The organism is Sphingomonas paludis (genome assembly GCF_053502515.1).
This window is the reverse complement of record NZ_CP187558.1, coordinates 664,587-682,125: the sequence shown is the minus strand read 5'-3', so window position 1 is coordinate 682,125 and position 17,539 is coordinate 664,587. Positions and strand designations below refer to the sequence as shown.

The 17,539-nt window shown below is 68.0% G+C and carries 12 protein-coding genes; 6 read left to right on the top strand and 6 right to left on the bottom strand.

Features of this window, described 5'->3' with window-relative positions:
* The first annotated feature begins 4 nt into the window (after nt 1–4).
* From prsK to ACPVPU_RS03265, 6 genes are read left to right on the top strand one after another with little or no spacing between them, the layout of a single operon-like run.
* The gene (gene prsK / locus ACPVPU_RS03290) at nt 5–2,053 is read left to right on the top strand and encodes an XrtA/PEP-CTERM system histidine kinase PrsK (RefSeq protein ID WP_448659498.1); all 2,049 of its coding nucleotides are present in this window, start codon (nt 5–7) and stop codon (nt 2,051–2,053) included.
* Nucleotides 2,050–3,411 carry a PEP-CTERM-box response regulator transcription factor gene (gene prsR, locus ACPVPU_RS03285; RefSeq protein WP_448659497.1) on the top strand — a complete coding sequence of 454 codons (1,362 nt, stop codon included), beginning with the start codon at nt 2,050–2,052 and terminating at the stop codon, nt 3,409–3,411. The genes prsK and prsR overlap by 4 nt, the downstream gene beginning before the upstream one ends.
* Nucleotides 3,395–5,413: a tetratricopeptide repeat protein gene (locus tag ACPVPU_RS03280; RefSeq protein WP_448659496.1), complete on the top strand. Its 2,019-nt coding sequence runs from the start codon at nt 3,395–3,397 to the stop codon at nt 5,411–5,413. Before prsR ends, ACPVPU_RS03280 begins: the two co-directional genes overlap by 17 nt.
* 51 nt (nt 5,414–5,464) lie before the next feature.
* Nucleotides 5,465–6,277, top strand: coding sequence for an ATP-binding protein (locus ACPVPU_RS03275; protein WP_448659495.1), 813 nt, complete (start codon nt 5,465–5,467; stop codon nt 6,275–6,277).
* A gap of 54 nt (nt 6,278–6,331) precedes the next feature.
* On the top strand, nt 6,332–7,216 hold the full coding sequence (locus ACPVPU_RS03270) for an LOG family protein (protein ID WP_448659494.1): 885 nt from the start codon (nt 6,332–6,334) through the stop codon (nt 7,214–7,216).
* 6 nt (nt 7,217–7,222) lie between these two features.
* Nucleotides 7,223–8,236: a sugar kinase gene (locus tag ACPVPU_RS03265; RefSeq protein WP_448659493.1), complete on the top strand. Its 1,014-nt coding sequence runs from the start codon at nt 7,223–7,225 to the stop codon at nt 8,234–8,236.
* 10 nt (nt 8,237–8,246) lie between these two features.
* Here ACPVPU_RS03265 and ACPVPU_RS03260 read toward each other — a convergent pair whose 3' ends face one another.
* From ACPVPU_RS03260 to ACPVPU_RS03235, 6 genes are all read right to left on the bottom strand, one after another.
* On the bottom strand, nt 8,247–9,749 hold the full coding sequence (locus ACPVPU_RS03260; RefSeq protein ID WP_448659492.1) for a lipopolysaccharide biosynthesis protein: 1,503 nt from the start codon (nt 9,747–9,749) through the stop codon (nt 8,247–8,249).
* Nucleotides 9,746–11,011, bottom strand: coding sequence for a cation:proton antiporter (locus ACPVPU_RS03255; RefSeq protein WP_448659491.1), 1,266 nt, complete (start codon nt 11,009–11,011; stop codon nt 9,746–9,748). Before ACPVPU_RS03255 ends, ACPVPU_RS03260 begins: the two co-directional genes overlap by 4 nt.
* The gene (polA, locus tag ACPVPU_RS03250; protein WP_448659490.1) at nt 11,008–13,797 is read right to left on the bottom strand and encodes a DNA polymerase I; all 2,790 of its coding nucleotides are present in this window, start codon (nt 13,795–13,797) and stop codon (nt 11,008–11,010) included. The genes ACPVPU_RS03255 and polA overlap by 4 nt, the downstream gene beginning before the upstream one ends.
* A gap of 158 nt (nt 13,798–13,955) precedes the next feature.
* Nucleotides 13,956–15,101: a serine hydrolase gene (locus ACPVPU_RS03245; RefSeq protein WP_448659489.1), complete on the bottom strand. Its 1,146-nt coding sequence runs from the start codon at nt 15,099–15,101 to the stop codon at nt 13,956–13,958.
* Between the two features lie 108 nt (nt 15,102–15,209).
* Nucleotides 15,210–16,796: an L-aspartate oxidase gene (gene nadB / locus ACPVPU_RS03240; protein WP_448659488.1), complete on the bottom strand. Its 1,587-nt coding sequence runs from the start codon at nt 16,794–16,796 to the stop codon at nt 15,210–15,212.
* The gene (locus tag ACPVPU_RS03235) at nt 16,793–17,491 is read right to left on the bottom strand and encodes a TrmH family RNA methyltransferase (RefSeq protein ID WP_448659487.1); all 699 of its coding nucleotides are present in this window, start codon (nt 17,489–17,491) and stop codon (nt 16,793–16,795) included. The genes nadB and ACPVPU_RS03235 overlap by 4 nt, the downstream gene beginning before the upstream one ends.
* Between the last annotated feature and the right edge of the window lie 48 nt (nt 17,492–17,539).

Sequence of the window (17,539 nt, the reverse complement as noted above, 5' to 3'; positions counted from 1 at the left end):
CGCGATGGCGTCGGCAATCATCCTGTGGGGCCATGCCAGCGCGGCGTTGCTGTTCGCGGCGCTGGCGCTGGGTGCGATCCGCCGGCCGGTCGGCGGCGTACCCCGCCCCGCGCTGGCCGCCGCATTGGGGCTGACCGCATTATGGGCGCTGGCGGTCGCGGGCATCGGCCCGGCGGAAAGCGGGACGCAGCTGGCGTCGGGGATTCGCGGCGTCGCCTGGCTGGTGCTGGCGGGGCTGATCCATCGCCGTGCGTTGGGCCGTCCGCCCGCAGCGCTGGGGCTGGTCTATCTGGTCGTCACGTTGGTCCAAACCGGACAGATGGTGATGATGCTGGGCGGTGCGTCGGCACCGCCGGCGATCGCAGCCATTTACCGGGATGCGGCATCGGCGCTGGCGCTGATGGTGGCGGTCGCCGCGCTGCTCCTCGTCCTCAACGCCTATCGCACCGCCAGCGGGGGCCAGGCGCGCACCATTCTGGCGGCGGCGGCCGTTCTGTGGCTGATCGACGCCAATGCCGCGCTGTTGCGCTTGACCGTCGAGGCGGTGGCCGATCCGTTGCTGGCCGCGCGCGGCATCGCCATCGGCCTGATCGCGGCGGCGCTGGCGCTGGCACTGGTTCGCCGGCAGGAACAGCGGATGCAGATGTCGCGCACGGCGATGATGCAGGCACTGTGGGTGCTGGGCGCCATCGTTTACCTGACGCTGCTGCTGTCCAGCCTGAACATCATCGAGGCGTTCGGTGGTCGGCATGCCCGGATCGGTCAGGCGGCGTTCGTGTTCGGCACCACCGCCGCGACGCTTGCGTTTCTGTCCAGCCCGTGGCTGCGCGCATGGACCCGGGTGAAGCTTGCGAAACACCTGTTCCGGCACCGCTATGACTACCGGGTCGAATGGCAACGCTTTACCGAGACGCTGGGCCGGCCGGACGACGGCGTCACCCTGGACGAACGCATCGTCAAGGCGGTGGCAGACCTGGTCGATGCGCCGGCCGGCCTGTTGCTAGTGCCGTCGGGCGACGGGCTGGTGCCGGCTTCGCACTGGCGCTGGCCGCTGCTGGCGACCGACGGCGCGCCGGAACTGCAACCCGATGCGCTGACCGGACGGGACCGGAGCGAACGCATCGTCGAGCTGGATGCGGTGCGCGGCGGACAGGACGCATCCCGCGTGCCCGACTGGATGCTGGCCGAGGCAGAGGCATGGATCATCGTGCCGCTGCCCCATGCAGCGGCGCTGGCCGGGGCGATCTTGCTCGCCCGCCCGCCGCTGGACCGGGCGCTCGACTGGGAGGATTTCGACCTGTTGCGCGTCGCCGGGCGACAGGCCGCCAGCTATCTGGCCGAAGCGCGCGCCAAGGACGCGCTGGCCGAGGCGCAACGATTCGACGAGTTCAACCGTCGTTTTGCGTTCATCCTGCACGACATCAAGAATCTGGTCAGCCAATTGAGCCTGGTCGCCCGCAACGCCGAACGCCATGCCGACAATCCCGAATTCCGCGCCGACATGATCGCCACCCTGCGCGATTCTGCGGGGCGGATGACCGACCTGCTCGCGCGGCTGTCACAGCAGCAGCGGGCAGGCACAGGCGAGGCGATGGGCGCGGTGTCGCTGCGCCCGGTGATCGCCGCCGCCACCGCGCGCAGGCCTGGCCAGACCATCCGGGTGGAGGGCGACGCGCATCCGGTCGTCCTGGCCGATCCCGTCCGGCTGGAACAGGTGCTCGCTCATCTGGTCCAGAACGCGGTCGAGGCCAGTCCGCCCGATCAGCCGGTGATCGTGCGCCCCGGCGAGGATGGCCGGCACGCATGGATCGATGTGATCGACCGCGGACCGGGGATGACCGCCGCGTTCATCCGCGATTCGCTGTTCCGGCCCTTTGTCTCGTCCAAGCCCAGCGGCTTCGGCATCGGTGCCTATGAGGCGCGCCAGCTGGCCGAGGCGATGGGCGGCCGCATCGAGGTGGAAAGCACCCCGGGTTCAGGCAGCCGATTCCGGATCGTGCTGGCGCGCGCCGATGGCGGCATCGACACCCCCCAGATGGAGAAGGCGGCATGAGCGCCGATTTGCCCCGGCTGTTGATCGTCGAGGATGATCTGGGCCTGCAACGCCAGTTGCGCTGGGCCTATGACGGATACCAGGTCACGGTGGCGGCCGATCGGGAATCGGCGCTGGCCGCGTTGCGGGCCGAGGAGCCTGCGGTGGTGACGCTCGACCTGGGGCTGCCGCCCGATCCCGACGGCACGAGCGAGGGGTTTGCGGTGCTGGAAGCGATCCTGGCGCTGAAACCCGACACCAAGGTGATCGTCGCCAGCGGGCACGGCGCGCGGGAAAGCGCGCTGCGTGCGATCGACATGGGCGCGTTCGATTTCTATGCCAAACCCATCGACATCGACGCGCTTGGCCTGATCGTCGCGCGCGCCTTTCATGTGCATGCGCTGGAATCGGAAAACCGGCGACTGCGCGACCAGCCCGCCGGCCAGTCTGCGGGCATCGGCGGCATCCTGACCGGCGCGCCGGAAATGCAGAAAGTGACGCGCACCATCGAGCGGGTAGCCGCGGCCGACGTGTCAGTCATGCTGCTGGGCGCAAGCGGTACGGGCAAGGAATTGCTGGCGCGCGGCCTGCATGACGCCAGCCCCCGGGCCAAGGGCACGTTCGTTGCGATCAACTGTGCCGCCATTCCGGAGACGCTCTTGGAAAGCGAGCTGTTCGGCCATGAAAAGGGCGCGTTCACCGGCGCGGTCAAGACGACCGAGGGCAAGATCGAACAGGCGCATGGCGGCACGCTGTTTCTGGACGAAGTGGGCGACATTCCCCTGCCGCTTCAGGTCAAGCTGCTGCGGTTCCTGCAAGAACGCGTCATCGAACGCATCGGCGGACGACGGGCGATCCCGGTCGACACCCGCATCGTTTGCGCAACGCATCAGGATGTGGATGCGATGGTCGCCGACGGGCGGTTCCGCGACGACCTGTATTACCGGCTGGCCGAAATCGTCGTCGCCATCCCGGCGCTGGCCGATCGGACCGGCGATGCCGGGCTGCTGGCCCGGCATTTCCTGCGCAAGTTCGCCGCGCAGATGAACGTCGCGGTCAAGGGGTTTGCGCCCGATGCGCTGGCGGCGATCGACGCGTGGAGCTGGCCCGGCAATGTCCGCGAACTGGAAAACCGCGTCAAACGCGCGGTCATCATGGCCGACGGCCCGCGCGTGTCGGCGGCAGACCTGGACCTGGCCGAACCCGCCGATGCGGATGAGGCGATCAACCTGAAGGCGATGCGCGAAATCGCCGATCGCCGCGCGATCCGCCGGGCGCTGGCCCGCACCGAAGGCAATATCTCCGGCAGCGCCAAGCTGCTCGGGATCAGCCGCCCGACCCTCTATGACCTGTTGAAAGCCTATGACCTGCAACCTTAAGCTGCTGGCGGCACTGGCCGCCCTGATCCTGGCTGCTCCGGCCCATGCCGACCCTGCAGAGGCGGAGGGACAGCTGAACCGGTCCGCCCGGTTGCTGGCGGCGGGCAACGCGACCGGCGCCCGCGCCTGGGCGTTCAAGGCGGCGCGCGCCAATCCCGACATGGCGCCCGCGCATCTGGCACTGGCCCGCGCCCATCTGGCGCTGGGCGAAGGGGCGCGGGCAGAGGGCGAGCTTGACCGGGCAGTGGCGTCGGGCACGCCGCTGGCCGATATCCAGCATCTGCGCGCCCAGGCGATCGTCCAGCAGGGGGATGCCCGCGCCGCATTGCAGGCGCTGGGCCAGGCGCGACCCGAACACCGCGTGCACATCCTGCGCGTCCGGGGCCAGGCGATGACGTTGCAGGGCGATTTTGCCGCCGCGCGCCAGGCGCTGGAGCAGGCGGTGGCGCTGGCCCCGAACGACATCGATGCGTGGGTCGATCTGGGCCGGTTCCGACAATATGTCGGCGATCTGGTCGGTGCCGGACAGGCATCGGCGCGAGCGGTAAAGCTGCGGTCCACCCATGTCGGCGCGCTGGTGCTGCGCGGTGAACTGGTGCGCCAGCAATATGGGCTGGTGGCCGCGACGCCGTGGTTCCGCCGCGCGATCGCCGTGGACGGCTATCATCACGACGCGCTGGTCGAACTCGCGGCAACGCTTGGCGACAGCGGCCATACGGTCGAGATGCTGGCCATGACTCGCCGGGCGATGGATGCGAGGCCGGGCAGTCCGCGCGGCCTGTACCTGCAGGCACTGCTGGCGGCGCGGGCCGGGCGATACCAGCTCGCCCGCGACGTGCTGGCACGGGGCGGGGTCGCTGCCCAATCGATCCCCGGCGGCCTGTTGCTGGCGGCGACGCTCGACCTGCAGGCCGGGGCCAACGAACAGGCCGCGACCAAACTGGCCCGGCTGATCGACCAGCAACCGATGAACCTGAACGTCCGTCGCCTGTATGCCGCCGCGTTGCTGCGGGTGGATGCGGCGCGCAATGCCATTCAAGTGCTGCGTCCGCTGGTGCTGCGCGCCGATGCCGACAGCTATGCGCTGGAACTGACCGCGCGCGGGCTGGAACGGATCGGCGAGCGGGCAGAGGCCGGGGCATGGCTGGACCGGGCCGCCTATCCCGCACGGTCAGCGCCCGCGCCTTTTTCCAGCGATACCAGCCTGGCCGTACTGGCGACGGCCGCCGACGATGCGCCGGGGCGGCCCGACGTGGCCATCCCCTATATCCGCGCGCTGCTGGCCGAAGGGCGCGGGGGCGAGGCGCTGAACCGGGCAGAACGGGTGGCGGCCGACAATGCCGGTGCGCCGGGCGCGTTCCTGCTGGTCGGGGACGTGCTGATGACGATGAACCGGCCGGGCGACGCCGTTGCCGCCTATCGCCGCGCCGCTGCCATCCGGTTCGACCAGCCGGCGCTGTTGCGGCTGATGGAATCGCTCGGCGCGACCGGCGACGTTGCCGGATCGACGCGGGTGCTGGCGACGTTCATCGCGCAGAATCCGCAGAACCTGACGGCGCAGCGGCTGTTGGCCGACCGTCAGCTGGCCGCCGGGCAGTTCGCCGAGGCGGTGGATACGCTGGAGGCGGTGCGCTTTCGCATCGGCAACCGCGACGCCGCGCTGCTGGCGGCGCTGGCTCAAGGGTATGCGGGCCTGGAGGATGCGGGCATGGCGATCCGTTATGGCGAGGCGGCCTATGCGCTGGCACCGGCCAATCCGGTCGCGGCCCATGCCTATGGCCTCGCCCGGCTGGTGGCGGCGGACACGGCGGGTGCGGTGCCGCTGCTGGAAAAGGCGGTGGCGCTGGCCCCCGGCCATGCCGGGCTGCGCTGGCATCTGGCCCAGGCCTATGCCGATGCGGGGCGGCGCGGGGAGGCGGCGACGATGATCCGCGCGCTGATCACCGATCCGGCCTTTTCGGAACGGGACGAGGCAACCGCCCTGCTGGCCCGCCTGGCCTGAACGCCCGGGCACCGGTTGACCGGGTGCGGCCAGCGGCTAAACCCCCGGTGCATGACCGATCCGTTGGACCGCATTGCCGCCGCGCTGGAACGGCTGTCGCCGGCGCGATTGCCCATGGCGGATGCGATGGCGCATCCCGCCTATGGCTGGGACGGCGCGGTGCTGAGTGCGGTCGAGCGGTTTCGGCCGCTTGCCCTGGACCGACTGGTGGGCGTGGATCGCCAGCGTGCCGCCCTGACCGACAATCTGCACCGCCTGGCGGCAGGCGCAGCGGCCCATGACGTGCTGTTATGGGGTGCGCGCGGCACGGGCAAATCGGCGCTGGCCAAGGCGGCGGTGGGCGCCGTTCAGTCGGCGGGCGGCGCGCTGGCGCTGATTGACGTGACGGCGGCGGCGATCCCGTCGCTGCCCGACCTGTTCCGCATGATCGCTGCGGCCCCGCGTGCCTTTGCGCTATTCATCGACGATCTGGGCTTTGACGCGCCGGGTGAGGCCCGCGCCTTTCGCTCGATGCTGGAAGGGGGCGCGTCGGCCCGGCCTGCCAATGCCCGGTTGATCGTCACCGCCAATCGACGCCACCTGATGCCCCGCGCCTTTGCGGACGAGGCGGATGCGATCAACCCGCGCGATGCCGCCGACGACCAGCTGGCGCTGGCCGACCGGTTCGGCTTGTCGCTTGGATTTCATGCGGTGGATCAGGACCAGTATCTGGCGATCGTCGATGCCCATGCCGCCGCACTTGGGCTGACCCCCGATCCGGCCGACGCCCTGCGCTGGTCGGTTCAGCGGGGTGCCCGTTCCGGCCGGGTGGCATGGCACTATGTCGTCGACCTGGCCGGGCGCAGCGGCGTCGCCGTCGAGTGATTTTGCGGATGCCGAGGCTGGCGGCAGCCGTGACGATCCCCTAGCTAGGGCGGCATGACCGAGAATAACCTGCCCAAGCGCGTGTTCCGCCGTGCCGAAGAAGATGCCGAAACCGCCCGGTGCGGCACGCACACCCCCCAGACCGAACATCCCGCCTATCGCCTCGCGTTTCAGGACATGGATTTCCTGTTGCGAGAGGATCTGCGCCCGGTGCGGTTCCAGTTGGAGCTGCTCAAGCCGCAGCTGGTGATGGACGAGGCAAAGATCGGATCGACCCTGGTCATCTATGGATCGGCGCGGATCCCGGAACCGGACAAGGCACGGACGCTGCTGGACCTGGCCAGTGACGATGCATCACGGCGCATCGCCGAGCGGCTGGTCGAAAAGTCGCATTATTATAACGAGGCCCGCAAGCTCGCCGCGCTTGCCAGTGCCTTTCCCGTCGATGACGACGGTACCCGCCAGTTCGTCGTCTGTTCGGGCGGCGGGCCGTCGATCATGGAGGCGGCCAATCGCGGCGCGTGCGAGGCGGGCGCCGAATCCATCGGCCTGAATATCGTGCTGCCGCATGAACAGGCCCCCAATCCCTATGTCACGCCGTCGCTGTCGATGCAGTTCCACTATTTCGCTTTGCGCAAGATGCATTTCCTGCTGCGCGCCCGGGCCGTCGCCGTGTTTCCGGGCGGGTTCGGCACCTTTGACGAATCGTTCGAACTGCTGACGCTGATGCAGACGGGCAAGGTCGAACGGATGCCGGTGCTGTTCTATGGCCGTGCATTCTGGGAACGCGTGATCAATTTCGAGGCGTTGTGCGAGGAAGGCGTGATTTCGCCCCGCGACCTGGAGCTGTTTCATTACGTCGAAACCGCCGAGGAAGGCTGGGAATATATCCAGAATTACTATGCGATGCGCGACAAGCTGGCCGATGCGGCGCGATAAGGCGACATGAGCGCGGGCATCATCATCGGTTTCGGCGAACTGCTGGTCCGGCTGACCCCGCCGGGCAAGCGGCTGATCGTGCAGAGCCAGTCGCTCGACATCGAAATCGGCGGGGCGGAGGCCAATGTGCTGGCCGGTCTGGCGGCACTGGGCCATCCGGCGGCGATGGTCAGCCGCGTCGCCGCCAACCCGCTGGGCGATCTGGCGGTGGCGACGCTGGCCGCGCGGGGGATCAGCACCGTTCATATCGCCCGGGCCGAGGGGCGGATGGGCCTGTACTTCCTGGAACCGGGCCAGGGTGCCCGCGCCAGCGCCATCACCTATGACCGCGCCGGATCGGTCTTTGCGGCGTCCAGCGCGGAATCGTTCGATTTCCGCTCGGCGCTGGCAGGGGCACGGCTGCTCCACCTGTCCGGCATCACGCCTGCGCTCGGCCCCGCCGGAGCCACGGCGGCGCTGGCGGCGGTACGTGCAGCGCGGGAAGCGGGCGTCACGGTCAGTTTCGACGGCAATTACCGGGCACAGCTGTGGCAGGCATGGGACAGCGATCCGCGCGCCGTCCTGACCGAACTGATCGGCCAGGCGGACATCCTGTTCGGCAACCACCGCGACATATCGCTGATCACCGGCCGGCAATTTTCCGGCGAGGGACCGGATCGGCGGCGCGAGGCGGCAGAGGCGGCGTTTGCGCTGTGCCCCAACCTCAAGCTGATCGCTTCGACCGCGCGCCATGTGTTGGATGCGGACACCAACCGGATCGCCGCGCGCATCGACCTGCCGGATGGCGGGCATCAGACCGATGAACAGGCGGTGGGCGGCATCGTCGACCGGATCGGCACGGGCGATGCCTTTGCCGCTGGCTGTCTGCACGCCTGGCTGAACCGGGGCGACGCGCGCGAGATTGCCGAAACCGGACTGGCGATGGCGGTGCTCAAACATTCGATCCCCGGCGACATGCCGATCATCGCGCCGGACCTGCTGGCCGCCTATCGCTCGGGTGAACGGGACGTGCGGCGCTGACCGCGTGGCGTCAGACCCGTTCGTCGACGGGCAGCGTGGGTTGTTCGTCCCGTGGCAGCCTGGAAAACAATGCCCGATCCTCGGGACCAAAGGCGAAGCGCCAGATGATGGCGAAATAGACCACCAGCATCAGCGGGATGCCGATGGCCAGTTCGGCCCATTCGACCAGCTGCGTCATCGCCGATCCGACCAGCGCCGTTGCAAGTGCGGCCCAGACGAACGCCCAGCGCAGCGGCGACACTGGCGCGGCGAGCAGCCGGGCCAGCAGCCAGCCCTTGATCGCTGACCCCAGCGCCAGCGTCAGCGCCAGCGCCGCCGCCGGTCCGGCCGCCTGCCAGGCCTCCGGCCAGCCGAGCGCACGCATCAACGCCACCAGCGCAAAGCTGAGCACGACCTGGATGGACAGGATCACCACAGAGATCATCAGGTTGCGATGCCGCGCGACATAGACCAGCCCGCTTTCCGCCACCGCGCCGGGGCTGGCCAGCACCTCGGCCCACAACAGGAAACACAGCGCCCCGGCCCCGACGACGAATTGCGGGCCGATGACCCCCATCACCCCTTCCGCCGGGATCGAACCGATCAGCGCCAGCGCCGCTTGCGCCGCCATGATCCAGAACCCGACCTGGCGGATCTGCGCTGCCACCGCCGCCCGGTCGCCGCGTTTCAGCGCCTGGGTGACGACCGGCCCCAGCACGGGATCGAAACTGGTCTTCAGCTTTTGCGGCAGCGACGCGACCTGTTGCGCCATGTAATAGACGCCGACCACCGCGGGGCCGAAGAGCAGGCCCAGGATGAACCGGTCGACATTGCGCGTCGCCCATTCGATCGTGTCGGCCCCAGCCAGCGGCATGTTGCGCCGGGCAAGCGCGAACATCGGCGTCGGATGCGGCACCCATCCGGTCGGCAGGCCATAGCTTTTCAGGAACGGTACCATCGCCGCCACCAGTGCCGCCACGGTCGACAGGACATAGGACAGGATCAGCCCGTCGCGCGACGAGACATAGTAGAGCGCCAGCGCGGCGATCGAGATGGTCCATGGCTCGACGATGGCCCGCGCCGTCACCGTCGCCTTTACATTGTGGCGATAGGCAAGCGCCGCCAGCGCGATGTCGGTACAGGCAACGGCGAACACGACAAAGGGCAGCAGGCGTTCGAAGCCGATCACCTGGCTGTTGGGATACATGGCCTGTGGAAAGGCGATCAGGACGGCGCTGGCGATCAGTGAGGCCAGAAGGGCCACGATCAGCGCGTCCCAGACGACATGGGTATGCGGGCGGCTGGTGGTGCTGAGCGCCTGGGCCAGTCCGCGCTTCAGGCCAAGCGTGGCGACCAGTGCGGCAAATTCGACCACCAGCACGGCAACGGCGAACCGCCCGACGATTTCCGGCCCGTAGAACCGCCCGGCAATGAACAGAAAGGGCAACCGCGCCAGCAGCCTGAGCGCAAAGCCCATGACATTGGTCCGCCCGCCCTTGGCCAGTGCGGCGATTTCTTCGTTGGCGGCACTCATCGGGCGGCCCTGTGCCGTTCGAGCGCGCGCATCGCCGGTGTGACGGTGATGCCATGGAGCACGATCGACATCAGGATCACCAGGCCGAGCGCCCCCCAGATCCGCATCGGTTCCTGAAACACGCCATGGTTGACCCCATAGGCGAAGTAGAACACCGATCCCATGCCGCGAATGCCGAAAAAGGCGATGATGGCCCGTTCGCCTGCGGCAAGCCCCAGTCCGGCCAGGGACAACCAGCCGATGACCGGCCGGACCAGGAACAGCGCGATGATCGCAAAGGCCAGTTCCCGCCAGCCGATATAGGCGAACAGCCCCCCGACGCTGAGCATCCCGCCAAAGGCGACCAGCAGCACCATCATCATCAGCCGTTCGGTCTCGTCGGCGAAATCGTGCATCCGGTCGTTGAAATCATGCCCGTCCGACGACCGGCGCATCATCAGCCCGGCGACGAAGACCGCAAGGAAACCATAGCCATGCGCCAGTTCGGTCAAGGCATAGATGGACAGGGTCGCCGCCAGCGCGACAAATCCGTCGCCGGTCCGCGACAATCGGCCGGCGTCCGGAACATGATAGATGATCCAGCCGATCAGCCGCCCGCCAAGCCAGCCGACCAGCGCGCCCATGCCCAGTTTGTAGGCAACGGCATCCAGCGCCCATTCCCCCAGTTCCGACCAGCCAAGCGCCCCGATCGAAGCCGCGATCGCCAGGTGGATGAAGGGAAAGGCCAGGGCGTCGTTCAGCCCCGCCTCCGACGTCAGGCCGAAACGCGCCTCGTCCTCTTCCTGTCCGCCCGGTCCTTCGATCTGGACGTCCCCGGCCAGCACCGGATCGGTGGGGGCCAGCGCCGCCGCCAGCAGGAGCGCGGTCGCAAAGCCAAGCCCCAGGACCTGCTGGCCCGCGATCAGCAGCGCCACGATGGTCAGCGGCATGGCGATGCCCAGCAGGCGGACCGGCAAGGCCCAGCGCCGCCAGCTCCAGGGCCGCCCGATCTTGAGCCCCGCCCCCATCAACGACAGGATGACGATCAGTTCGGATGCCTTTTCGACGATCCATGGTCGTTCGATCGGATGCAGCGCAAAGGGCGCGGCGGCGGGCAGGGAGAACAGCGCCATGCCGATGCCGACGCACAGGATCGGCAGCGACAGCGGCAGTCGCCTGAGGATCAGCGGCAGCCAGGCGACCAGAAAGATCAGCAGCCCGACAGCGCATAGCGCCGGGATATACAGGTCCACCCAATCGGGGGACGGCGGCGGCTGGCTCAATGCGCCGCGCCCCAGCTGGGGCCGACGCCGATTTCGACGCCCAGCGGCACGGTCAGCGTCACCGCTGGTTCGGCCGCCGTCGCCATTATGCGTTCGATCACCGGTTTCGCCGCCGCCACATCGCCTTCGGGCAGTTCGAACACCAGTTCGTCATGCACCTGCATCAGCATCCTGACGTTCTGCAGCCCCGCCTCGGCCAGCGCCGGTCCCATGCGGAGCATCGCGCGCTTGATGATGTCGGCACTCGTCCCCTGGATGGGCGCGTTGATCGCCGCGCGCTCGCTGCCCGCCCGCTCGTTCGGATTGGGCGATTTCAGGCGGGGGAAATGCGTCTTCCGGCCGAACAGCGTCTCGGTATAGCCCGTCTCCTTGGCCGTCATCAGCGTGTCGGCGATATAGCGGTTGATGCCGGGAAACCGCTCGAAATAGCGGTCGATCATCGCCTGCGCCTCGTCCGGGCTGACCTCCAGCCGCCCGGCCAGTCCCCAGCGGGAAATGCCGTAGAGGATGGCGAAGTTGATCGTCTTTGCCCGCCCGCGCGTATCGCGGTTGACCTCGCCGAACAGCTCGATCGCGGTGCGGTTGTGAATGTCCTCCCCGGCCGCAAAGGCTTCGCGCAGCGCGGGCACATCGGCGATGTGCGCGGCCAGCCGCAATTCGATCTGCGAATAGTCAGCGGCCAGGATGACATTGCCCGGCTCGGCCACGAACGCATCGCGGATCTGGCGACCCACCTCTGTCCGGATCGGGATGTTCTGAAGATTGGGATCGGTCGAGGACAGCCGCCCGGTCTGCGCCCCGGTCAGCGAATAGCTGGTATGGACCCGCCCCGTGGCGGGGTTCACCTGCTGCTGCAGCGCGTCGGTATAGGTGGATTTGAGCTTCGACAGCTGCCGCCAGTCGAGGACGAGCCGGGCGACATCGGCACCGGGCGTATCCTTCATCGCGGCGATCCGCTCCAGCTCGGTCACGTCGGTCGAATAGGTGCCGGTCTTGCCCTTGCGCCCGCCTTTCAGCCCCAGCCGGTCGAACAGCACTTCGCCCAGCTGTTTCGGGCTACCGATGGCAAAGGGGCCGCCCGCCGCCTCATGAATGCGCCCTTCCAGCGCCACCATCTGCTCGCCGAACTCGTGGGACAGGCGGGCCAGCCGCTCGCTGTCCACGCGTACTCCGGCCATCTCCATGTCGGCCAGCACCTGGACGAGCCCGCGATCGACGCGCTCATAGACGCGGGTGCCGCCCTCCGCCGCCAGCCTGGGTTTCAGGGAGCGCCAAAGCCGCAGCGTCACCTCGGCATCCTCGGCGGCATAGGCGGTGGCGCTTGCCAGGTCGATCTCGCCGAAGCTCTTCTGCGCCCTGCCGGTGCCGACCACCTCCTTGAAAGCGATGCACTGGTGGCCCAGATGGTCGGCGGCCAGCTCGTCCATGCCATGCCCCTGCCGCCGTCCGGCATCCAGCGCGAAGCTCATGACGATGGTGTCGTCATAGGGGCTGACCGTCATGCCGTGTCGGGCGAGCACGATCAGGTCGTATTTCAGGTTGTGCCCGACCTTCAGCACCGCCGGATCGGCCAGCAGCGGGCCGAGCCGTTCGACCACGTCCGCCAGCGGCAGCTGATCGGGCTTCTCGGCCAGCAGGTCGTGGCCGCGATGCGCCAGGGGGATGTAACAGGCGCGGCGCGGTGCGGTCGACAAGCTGATCCCGACCAGGTCGGCCGCCATGCAGTCGAGCGCCGAGGTTTCGGTATCGACCGCGAGCATGCCCACATGGCGCGCCTCCGCCACCCAGGCGTCCAGCGCCTCGACGGTCGTGACGGTTTCGTACAGCGAACGGTCGATGGGCGGATCGACCGGCGCGGGCGATGCGGGCGCGGCAGGTCCGACATGGGTGCGCGGCCCGGGCGCGGGTGCCGCCGTGCCGCTGACGCTCGCCAGCTTGGCCAGCATCGACCGGAAGCCGTGCTGGGACAGGAACGCAGCCAACGGCTCCGGCGGAATGCCCTTGAGCGCGAAATCATCGAGCGGCTCGGGCAGCGGGACGTCGCAGGCGAGCTTGACCAGCTCGCGCGACAGCCGCGCCATGTCGGCGTGCTCGATCAAATTGTCGCGAAGCTTTCCGGCCTTCATCGCGGGTGCTGCGGCGAGCACGCCGTCGACGTCGCCATGTTCCAGGATCAGCTTGGCCGCCGTTTTCGGCCCAACGCCCGGCACGCCCGGCACATTGTCGACGCTATCGCCCATCAGCGCCAGCACCTCGCCAAGCTTGTTCGGCCCGACGCCGAACTTCTCGACGACGTGCTCCGGCCCCAGCCGCCGGTTGTTCATCGTGTCATACAGGTCGAGGCCCGGCTCGATCAGCTGCATCAGGTCCTTGTCGGAACTGACGATGGTGACGTGCCAGCCCTGGCGCAGCGCCTCCTTGGCATAGCTGGCGATCAGGTCGTCCGCCTCCCACCCCTCTTCCTCGATGCAGGGCAGGCTGAACGCCCGCGTTGCGTCGCGGATCAGCGGGAACTGGGGCACCAGATCCTCGGGCGGCGGCGGCCGGTGGGCCTTGTACTGGTCATACAGGTCGTTGCGGAACGTCTTGGACGATTTGTCCAGGATCACCGCCATATGCGTGGGGCCATCGGCCTTGTTCAGCTCGTCGACCAGTTTCCACAGCATCGCCGCATAGCCATAGACCGCGCCGACCGGCGTGCCTTCGGGATTGGTGAGCGGGGGCAGCCGGTGATAGGCGCGGAAGATATAGCCCGAGCCGTCGACGAGGTAGAGATGGTTCGCCATGCCGCGCGGCTTAGCAGCGGCGGACCGGGATGGCGAGCGGGTGCAGACCCATCCTCCGTTCGTGCTGAGGAGGGGCGCAGCCCCGTCTCGAAGCACGGGGGCACGTCCTTCGAGACGCCGCTTCGCGGCTCCTCAGGATGAACGGTGGTTGGCACGACTTAACGCAGCGGAGTCCCGTGGCTGGCGACGACGGCACGGATCACCGATTGCATCAGCGCCTGGCGCTCGCGGATCGGGCGGCCGGTGTCGCCGATCAACACCGCGACCCCGTAGCTGCGGCCATCCGGCGCGATCAGGAACCCGACATCGTTATAGCCCGCCGTCCGGCCCATCAGGTCCTGGCCCGTCCCGGTCTTGTGCCCGAAGCGCCAGCCCGCGGGCACGCCGCCGCGCAAGCGTTCCTTGCCGGTCCGCGACCCTTCCATCAGGCCGACCAGATGCGCGGTCGACCCTTCGGACAGCAATTCGCCCTGATGCAGCCGCCCCAGCGCACGGGCGATGGCCATGGCGGTCGCCCCGTCCGGCGGATCGGCGATATAGGCGTTGAACGCCCGCTGCCGGGTGGCGATGGGCAGGTTGGCGCGCGCGGTATAAAAGGCGCGGCCGGCATATTCCTGCCGCCAGGTCAGGCCTGCCGTTCCCGCCTGAAGCAACCGCTCGCCCGGCCCGAAGCGGATAGGCCCCAGCCCCTTGTCGGCGATCATCTTCCGCACCGCCTCGGGTCCGCCGACAAAGGTCAGCAGCCGGTCGTTGGCGGTGTTGTCGCTGGAAACCATCGCCCGCGCCAGCAGGTCGCGGACCGTGGTGCGATAGCCATCGCCCTTGACCAGAGCGGCCACCGGCGAATGGAACAGGGTAATGTCCTCCGGCCGGATGGTGATGGGATCGTCCAGCGTCAGCCGCCCCTGGTCGCGCAGGTCCATCAGCGTGATGGCGACCCACAGCTTGCTGACGCTTTGCTGCGGCATCGGCGTACTGCCGTTCCAGTCCGTGCCCCAGCCGCGATCGACGCTGGATACCGCGATGCCCACCTTGCCCCCGAACTCGCGGCCCAGCCGGTCGATGGTGCTGCTGAGCGCTGCGGGAGCGACCGGCGGCGGCGGGGGCGTAACCGGGCGCACTGGCATGGGTGGCGGGGTGAATACCGGCCGTGCGGCGGGCCCGGCCTGTGCCGACGGGACGCCGATCCCCGGCCGGGCCATTGGCTCAGGCGAGGACGGCGCAACGCAGCCAACCAGCAACAGCGCCAGCGCGCCCACGGTCGACAGGGGATGGGTGCGCGGATCGCGCTCGGTTCCGATCATGCCCCGATGCTCATGTCGTTGTTCTGACACGACATTGATGAACGGCCCAGCAACGCGCGGCTGACGTGCGCCAGACTGTTGCAGTGCGGCGATGAACCGATGACCGCGTCAGGGAACCAGAATGGTGTCGACCGCATCCGGCAGCAGATCGGGATAGTCCAGCGTGTAATGCAGGCCCCGGCTTTCCTTGCGGTGCAGGGCCGACCGGACGATCAGGTCAGCGGACTGGAGCAGGTTGCGCAGCTCGATCAGGTCGGGCGTGACGCGGAAATGGCCGTAATAATCCTCCACCTCCTCGGTCAGCAGCTTGATGCGATGCGCCGCACGCTCCAGCCGCTTGGTCGTCCGCACGATGCCGACATAATTCCACATGAACCGGCGGATCTCGGTCCAGTTCTGCTTGATGATGACTTCCTCGTCGCTGTCGGTGACCCGGCTTTCGTCCCAGGGGCGGATGGCGGGCACGGGGCGGAACGCGTCCCAGTTGGCGTCGATATGCCGCGCCGCCGCCTCGCCGAACACGAAACATTCCAGCAGCGAATTGCTGGCCAGCCGGTTCGCGCCGTGCAGGCCCGATTGCGTCACTTCGCCCGCGGCATAGAGGCCGGGCAGGTCGGTGCGCCCGTCGCGGTCGATCACCACCCCGCCACAGGTATAATGCTGGGCTGGCACCACCGGGATCGGATCGACGGTCATGTCGATGCCCAGCGTCAGCAGCTTGGCGTGGATGGTCGGGAAATGCTCGCGCACGAACGCCTCGCCCCGATGGCTGATGTCCAGATGGACATAATCCAGGCCCAGCCGCTTGATCTCATGGTCGATCGCGCGGGCGACGACGTCGCGCGGGGCCAGTTCCAGCCGGGGGTCGAAATCCGGCATGAAGCGGTAGCCGGTCTCCGGGATCAGCAGGTGCCCGCCCTCGCCCCGCACGGCTTCCGTAATCAGGAAGTTCTTCACCTCCAGGTTGAACAGGCAGGTCGGGTGGAACTGCATGAACTCCATGTTGGAAACCCGCGCACCCGCGCGCCAGGCCATGGCGATGCCGTCGCCGGTCGCCCCGCGCGGCGCGGTCGAAAACTGATAGGTGCGGCCGGCTCCGCCCGTTGCCAGCACGGTCGCGCGCGCGGTGAACAGCTCGACACGGCCCGTCGCGCGATTGAGCGCATAGACGCCCCACACCTGCCCCGCCCCGGAATAGCGCGTCTCGTGCCGGCTGGTCGCCAGGTCGATGCACACCATGTCGGGCACCAGCGTGATGTTCGGATTGGCACGCGCGGCATTGAGCAGCGCCTCCTGGACCGCCCATCCGGTCGCGTCGTTGACATGCACGATCCGGCGGTGGCTGTGCCCGCCCTCCCTCGTCAGGTGCAGCGTGTTGCCGTCCATGTTGAACGGCACGCCCAGTTCCTCCAGCCGCCGGATCGCCGCCGGCGCGCCCTCGACCACGAACTCGACGGTCGCGCGGTCGTTGAGGCCCGCGCCCGCCACCATCGTATCCTCGATATGGCTGTCGAAGGTGTCGCCTTCCTCCAGCACCGCCGCGATGCCGCCCTGCGCCCAGGCGGTCGACCCCTCGGCCAGCCCGCCCTTGGCCAGCACGGTCACCCGGAACCGGTCGGCCAGATTGAGCGCGGCAGTCAGCCCGGCGGCACCGGAGCCGATGACGAGGACGTCGGCGCTATGGGGATCGTTCACGAACGCTCGTCCGGCAGCGGCATGGCGATTGGAAGCGGTATGGCGCGTGCGCCGCGACGGTCGCGTCGTCGATACTTGCTTTGATACTCCCGACGTTGCTTGGTCACTTCGTACAAGACGATGCCGGAACTGGTGCCGAGGTTCAGGCTTTCGATCATTCCGAACATCGGAATGCTGACACACATCTCTGCCCGCGCCACGGCCTCGTCGCTGATCCCTTGAGCCTCGCTTCCGAACCAGACGGCCAATTTAGTAAATTCGGTAAAGTCGCCTTCATGCAGATAGATGCTGCGCTTCCCCTTGATATGCGGCGACGTTACAACTGACCGAAAATTAAGCTTTTCAAGATGATCGAAACAATCCGTCTTGCTGTCGAAGCGCTTGACGAACGTCCATTTTACCGCCGACACCGATGTTTTCGACAGCGATGGGCGCTCACGCAGTTCCTGCCAGTCATCTGGCAAGGAGCGGCGCGGATCGACAACATAAGCCTTTTCGACACCAAGCGCGTTGGCATTACGGATCACCGTCCCAATGTTCTTGATGTCGGAAGGATTTTCGATGACTGCGATGCAGTTCTTGCAACGAAAATCCTTGATCGCCTCAGCGCGCTGCCGAACTGACCGCTTTGACGTTGCCGCGCGCGGCTCGGTGGCAGTTTCTCCCTCGACAGCAAGATCCTGTTCGTCGTTCACTTAGGGCTCCGTTCGTGTCGAGCGACGTCGAGACACGGTGTGAGGGAC